General features: G+C 42.9%; 8 protein-coding genes and 1 pseudogene. 2 read left to right on the forward strand and 7 right to left on the reverse strand.

Annotation, left to right across the window (positions count from 1 at the left end; translation table 11 throughout):
• The 7 genes and pseudogenes from A3766_RS00985 to A3766_RS01015 all read right to left on the reverse strand — a co-directional run.
• Positions 1 to 436, reverse strand: a pseudogene (locus A3766_RS00985) (monovalent cation/H+ antiporter subunit D family protein); the annotation flags it as partial.
• Positions 433 to 1950 carry a monovalent cation/H+ antiporter subunit D family protein gene (locus tag A3766_RS00990; protein ID WP_068508492.1) on the reverse strand — a complete coding sequence of 506 codons (1518 nt, stop codon included), beginning with the start codon at positions 1948 to 1950 and terminating at the stop codon, positions 433 to 435. The gene A3766_RS00990 and the pseudogene A3766_RS00985, both read right to left, overlap by 4 nt.
• The gene (locus A3766_RS00995; protein WP_082865136.1) at positions 1950 to 2306 is read right to left on the reverse strand and encodes a cation:proton antiporter subunit C; all 357 of its coding nucleotides are present in this window, start codon (positions 2304 to 2306) and stop codon (positions 1950 to 1952) included. Before A3766_RS00995 ends, A3766_RS00990 begins: the two co-directional genes overlap by 1 nt.
• Positions 2303 to 3283, reverse strand: coding sequence for a DUF4040 domain-containing protein (locus A3766_RS01000; RefSeq protein ID WP_082865135.1), 981 nt, complete (start codon positions 3281 to 3283; stop codon positions 2303 to 2305). The genes A3766_RS00995 and A3766_RS01000 overlap by 4 nt, the downstream gene beginning before the upstream one ends.
• Entirely contained in the window at positions 3283 to 3612 is a 330-nt protein-coding gene (mnhG, locus tag A3766_RS01005; RefSeq protein ID WP_068510913.1) for a monovalent cation/H(+) antiporter subunit G, read from the reverse strand. Before mnhG ends, A3766_RS01000 begins: the two co-directional genes overlap by 1 nt.
• A 23-nt stretch (positions 3613 to 3635) precedes the next feature.
• Complete coding sequence (locus A3766_RS01010; protein ID WP_231872273.1) at positions 3636 to 3902, reverse strand: monovalent cation/H+ antiporter complex subunit F; 267 nt, start codon at positions 3900 to 3902, stop codon at positions 3636 to 3638.
• The gene (locus tag A3766_RS01015; RefSeq protein WP_068509907.1) at positions 3899 to 4375 is read right to left on the reverse strand and encodes a Na+/H+ antiporter subunit E; all 477 of its coding nucleotides are present in this window, start codon (positions 4373 to 4375) and stop codon (positions 3899 to 3901) included. The genes A3766_RS01010 and A3766_RS01015 overlap by 4 nt, the downstream gene beginning before the upstream one ends.
• 366 nt (positions 4376 to 4741) lie before the next feature.
• Here A3766_RS01015 and A3766_RS01020 point away from each other — a divergent pair, with 366 nt between their 5' ends.
• Both A3766_RS01020 and A3766_RS01025 read left to right on the forward strand, forming a co-directional pair.
• Positions 4742 to 5020 carry a LysR family transcriptional regulator gene (locus A3766_RS01020; protein ID WP_068567256.1) on the forward strand — a complete coding sequence of 93 codons (279 nt, stop codon included), beginning with the start codon at positions 4742 to 4744 and terminating at the stop codon, positions 5018 to 5020.
• Between the two features lie 249 nt (positions 5021 to 5269).
• Positions 5270 to 5872, forward strand: a complete 603-nt coding sequence (locus A3766_RS01025) for a LysE family translocator (protein ID WP_068510259.1) — start codon at positions 5270 to 5272, stop codon at positions 5870 to 5872.
• The last annotated feature ends 299 nt before the right edge of the window (positions 5873 to 6171 follow it).

Below are 6171 nucleotides of genomic sequence, written 5' to 3' on the forward strand. Positions count from 1 at the left end.
AAAATATGAATAGTGTTAGCAGGTTGCCTGAGAAGCAAATTGCCATAACGGAACTGATCGCCAGTGCGAAGCAGCAGAAAAATCGAGTTTGGTTTTCTTCATTGTGGCCTCGCATATAACCAATCGCGTAGATGCTGGTAATGATCCACAAGAAGCTCGCTACAATAGCGAAAAGTACGCCAAGGGGTTCAACTTCAAAGCTGATCCCAAGACCTGGAAATAAGTCGATAACATCAAGCTTAAGGGCAACACCCTGAAAGGTATAGTCGGTAATTGCTAATACGATAGAGAATAAGATAGCTGCTGTACTTAATGTGACAGCCTCTCTGATGTTTGGGTTCTTACCTGTTGCGATAACGATTAACGCACCAATAAAAGGTACAAGAATCGAGAGGGTGATCAGCTGTGATGGCTCAATACCTTGCCAGAGGTTCATGGAGAAACCTCCTGAGCATTAATACTTAAGGTTGTATTCTGGAATAACCATTGAGATGCGCTATTTGCAGCGTCGGTAGTCAAGCTTGTATCGATACCAAAATAAATGTTTGCCAATACAAGTGCCCACATCGGAGCCAGCATTAGCCAGGGAACTTCTTTAATATTATTAGGGTTTTGTGATTCTGGTAGTTTTTGGAAATACGCAGCCTCTAATACCCGGCCAATATAGATTACCGCTAACAATGAGCCAGCAAGTACAAGTGCAGCAAGTACCCAATGATTTTGTTCTAGCGCTGCTGTCACCAGATACCATTTACTTACAAAACCAACGGTGAGCGGTACGCCGATTATACTCAGGCCAGCAATTGTGAATGCCGCCATGGTTAAAGGCATGTGTTTGCCCAAACCTCTGAACGCTTTTATATCAACAGAGCCTACGCGATAAAAGACGGCACCGACGGCCATAAACAAAGCTCCTTTCATGAGTGCATGGTTAAATATGTGGATAAGTCCCGCCATCAAACCTGTTACGCTGACTAAGCTCAGTCCGAGAATCATATAACCAATTTGCGCAACACTACTATAAGCAAGGACTGTTTTAACGTTGCTCTGCACGGTTGCCATGTAAGAGCACTTGAAAATTGCGACGACAGCCAAGACCATCAAAATTAGATCCATGCCCATATCGGTGAAAACATGGTCAGCCCCGAATATTGTAAAGATGAAACGAATCATCACATACACTGCAACTTTAGTCGCTGTGCTGGCCAAAAACGCGGTAACAGCTGAGGGCGCATGGGTATAAGCGGGAGGAAGCCACATATGTAATGGGAATAAAGCAAGCTTGATGCTGACGCCGACCATAATAAATGCGAGCCCGGTATTGATCGTGCGGCTGCTGTCATATACGTCGATACGGCCTGCAAGGTCTAGCATGTTAAGGGTGCCTGTCTTCATATAAAGCATGCCAACGCCTATCAGGATAAACGTTGCACCGATCGTTCCCATCACTAGATAGCGAAAAGCAGCAGTTAAGCAGCGTCGATCCGAAGCCAGGCTAACAAGGGTATAGGTTGCAAGCGAGGAAATCTCAAGAAACACGAAGAGATTAAAGGCATCACCAGTAACTAGTATGCCAGAAAGGCCGGCAAGACATAGTAGGTGTGCAGTGTAGAATAGTGAGTGTTTTGATGGGTCGATTTCTTTTTCAATACTGTCCTTTGAGTAAATTAGAACAAGTGTTGAAAGCGCTGATACGGCTAACAGAATAAACGCGTTAGCGGCATCGATACGTAATTCTATCCCCCAGGGTGGTGGCCAGCCACCGACAGCATAGCTAAGTGCGCCATCAGATAGAGCTGCAACTAATAGCTGCCACGAGACCAGGCAGGCCCAAGCGCTTATTAGCGTGGCAAAACACCAAGATAGTATTGAACGGCCCAAAACGAGTGTGATAGGTGCTGCTATCAGGGGCAAAATTATAGGAAGCACAGCCAGGTGTTGGTCAAGCATTAGATGGCATCATCCTTGTTTTCAAATTCGTTCTCTTCAACTGTGCCGTAAGCCCGTTTGATCCGAACAATTAGTGAAAGCCCCACAGCCGTTGTCGCAACGCCGACAACAATTGCTGTGAGAATCAAAACATGAGGGAGGGGGTTAGAGTATTGAGAAACCCCTTCGACGACAATTGGTGCGGTGCCGCCAGTGACTTTACCCATAGAAATGTAAAGCATAAAAACTGAGGTCTGAAAGACGTTTAAACCAACGACCTTTTTGACCAGGTTATTTGCGGATATAACGATATAGAAACCGGTCATCATCAAAAATACGACGATCCAGTAATTGTAGTAATCGAGAATAAAGTTCACTGGATGTTAGACCTCTCAGCCTGGCTATCGAAGGCATAGAAAATACTAAGCATAACGGCAAACACTGTAATACCAACACCAAGTTCAATGATAATTATACCGTAGTGTTGGCCAGCGATTGGGTCTGCTGCGATTTTGTTGTAATCAAGGAATTGGCCGCCCTTAAGCATGCTGTACAAGCCAACGCTGGCGTAAAGCAGTACGCCAAAAGAGGCCATTAATTGCAAAAACTTTGGGCTTACTACTTCAAATGAGCTTGGTGTCCCAAAGACTAAAGCGTACAAAATGAAAGCCGCAGCAGCGATGACACCGGCCTGAAAACCGCCCCCAGGGCCGAAATCACCATGAAATTGAACATACAGTGCAAACAGTATAACCAAGGGAATAATTAGCTTGGCAACAACGTGCAGTACGTGGTGCGCTTTTAAACCAGATTCTGGCGCATCACTTTCTTCGCGGCGCCTTACGCCAAGTAATGCTAAGACACCAATTGCTGCTGAAAATACAACAACCGTTTCTCCTAAAGTATCGAAGCCACGATAGCTTGCAAGTACTGATGTCACCATGTTCGGTAATCCGACTTCTTTAGGTGACTCTTCTATATAGCGTGGAGCGACATGTTCGTGTACTGGGTTGTCAGGGTGCCCAAAGGGAGGCATGTCGAGCGTGCCGTAGATCAAGGCAGCGCCGGTTACGCAGACTACAACCAAAGGGAGGATTGAAGAGTGGGCACTTTGCTTTTCCTTTCTACCAGTTAATGCCAGTGTGCCAAGCATGAGTACTGTAGATATGCCCGCACCAACCGATGCCTCGGTGAACGCGACATCAACTGCGTCAAGGTTTACGAATATCAATGCTGACAGAAAACTATATATTCCGAAGAGCATGACGACAGCAAATAAATCTTTCAAAAATATAATGCGTAAAGCAGTGAGCGCCAACATAGCAAGCAGTACCAAGTCGATCAGTTCGGCCATTAGTGCGTTTGCTCCTGTTGTTCTTTCTTGGTTTCAGCAATTGTAAGTAAGCCGCCATGACGGGCTGACTTAGCAAGAGCATGAGAAGCGGTAGGACTGGTAAGCATCAAAAACACCAGTATGAATAAAAGTTTTGCGGTATTTAAATCGAAAGACGTCTGCAAGAGGAGACCGCCTATGATCAGAATGGCTGCAATAGAGTCCGTGACACTCGCTGCGTGAACGCGAGTGAAGAAATCCGGGAATTTAAAAAGTCCAACGGCACCACTTAAGCCGAAGAAAACGCCTGCTATTAGCAGGAGGCTACTAACAATATCTAAGACAAACATGTCCAACCATTATTATTTAAGTTTTATTCAATTGGCGCTGTGTATTCGAAAAAGCGAAGTACCGCAACCATCCCTGTAAAGTTGATTAATGCGTACACAATGGCAATGTCCAGGAAGTCTGGGCGTCCCATCATATAACCGGCGGCCGCAATAAAAAGAACAGTCTTGGTGCCAAACATGTTTACTCCTAGAATACGGTCGTAAACGGTTGGCGCATCGAATGCTCTGGCCAAAGCGATAGCCATAACAACCAAAATAGCGATACAAACAGCAGCGTATATTCCTGTCACTTGTTATTACCCCATATCCCGGCGATTTTATTTTCCATAGCACCTTGTTCGAGTTCTTCTAACGAGGACTTTTGCAGTGCGTGAACAGTCAGTTCACCATCCTCCAAATCTACGCTTAAGGTGCCAGGTGTGAGTGTTATGGAATTTGCGTATAAAACATGATTGCTCGGAGGTATTTCTTTTATATCTATTTTCGCCAAGCTTGGCGAAACCTTATTTGACGAAGTCCAGATCAGTTTTGTAACGTGGGCGCTAGAGCCAATGATCTGCCCAATTAGCCATGGAATGTATCGAATTAATCGTAAACCTGTCCCAATCTCTTGTGGCTCTTCATCTACTTCATCCATACGTTTTAAGACAAAAAGTACGATGATGACAGAAACGGCTCCGAAACTAAGTAATAGTGGTTGGATGTAGCCAGAAAGTAACAACCAGAACGCTGAAAGTAGTACTGCCCATTTAAATATATGCATTTAATGAATACCGGCTTTATTGTTAATTCGAATCATAGCTAGCTGGGGAACGTTGATTTGTAACATTTTTTATATGGTATTTTCAATCATTATAAGAGGTCAATGGTGGTAACACTCTAACCAGAGCTAAATTTCTTGTGAAAGCGCAACAATTTATCTCTATTTGAAGCTAGTCGTATAGTTTCAACTTGTCAACGTAATGCTTGAAAAAAACGCTCATAAACCATTGCTTTTACGCTGGGTATTGAAGTTCAAGCTCGCGTAATATGCACTGCGGATACTGATAGCTCAATAGAAGTACTACAATTATATTGATAGTATTAATCTATCATAGAAAAGTACACTGATAGAGGATTTGCGCTTGTAATGGCTCATGAAACCCCGACACTAAGACAGTTGGAATACTTTGTCTGCCTTGCAGAGTCTGCAATATTTCGTGGTGCGGCAGATATCATCAATATTAGTCAGCCAAGCGTTAGAGATATTGATCAGCTAAATTTATCAAGAATGCACGTTTTAGCATGGCGCCAGAATTGTCCTAATCGGGGCTTTTATCGCCAACTGGCAAAAGAAATACGCACACTGGCTAAAACCAACCTTTGTGATGCCAAGCTTAGCTTCGTATTAGATACTGATAATGGCTAGGCAAAAAAGCTCGTTGACTCAAATCTATAATCAACCAATATGAATTAAGTATGACCTTGAGTTACTATTTGGGTAGTTATTACAATGAACAAAGTATCCATACGAATACAGGTTTTATAACTCTTGGACAGTATGAACAATAAGCAGGTTAAGTATGCAACTACTTATATGCAGGGAAGCCTTCGTTCCAAATAAAACCACCCTGTTTCTTCGCCATTATTAGTAGGGTTGTAACCTACTGGGTATATCATGTATTTCGCATTAGCAGCATTAACTTTTGGCTTAGTGGCAGGGCTGAAACCGGGGCCTTTAGGTGTGTTTGTGATTCATCAAACCATGTCAAAAGGTAATTACAATGGGTTTATGGCTAGCCTTGCACCTATTGTAACCGATGGGCCAATTATACTTCTGGCATTGCTGTTAACGTTGCAGCTTAATGATATAGGCTTGTTTATCTCTGCGATTTCTGTCTTTGGCTCTATGTACCTAGCTCTTATTGCATACAAAATACTTAAAACTCCAAACAACATCGACCCTAGTGTCGGGGGTAGCAAAAGCTCAAGCTTAGCTACGGCAGTAAAAATTAACTTCCTAAATCCAGCACCGTATATATTTTGGCTAACTATTGGCAGTAGCTATATTTTCATGGGCTCTAATATAGAGGCTGTTGTATTTATTGTTTGTACATTATTTAGTCTGTGTATTACGAAATTTTCTGTGGCTCTCTTTATTAAAGCCTTAGGAGAGCGGTTCAACCCGAGAGTTTACGCTGTCGTGCTTAAGTCGCTTTCTGTACCGTTGCTAATATTTAGTGGCCAGTTACTGTTTTCTGGTATCTCAATATGGCTGTAAATGGCATTGGCTATATCAATGACAGGCACGGCTACAAGTTTGTCGCCGCGCCTTTAAACTAGTGTTTGCTTTGTGCGATTTGCGTAATAAAGAATTTGATGGCTCACCAAATCATCGTCAAGTTTACTTAGCTTGGCTTAATACCTAAAACGGTTAAAGAAACAAATTGTAGAATTCAGGTGTAAAGCTAAGTCTTTAATGTTTATAATGTAAAGATTAACAAAGATTAAACATGCTCGGTAGTAGTACCGGTTGGCATAAAAGGAATATGAGAATATGAGAATTATTATCATTGGCGG

Source organism: Oleiphilus sp. HI0132, assembly GCF_001635845.1.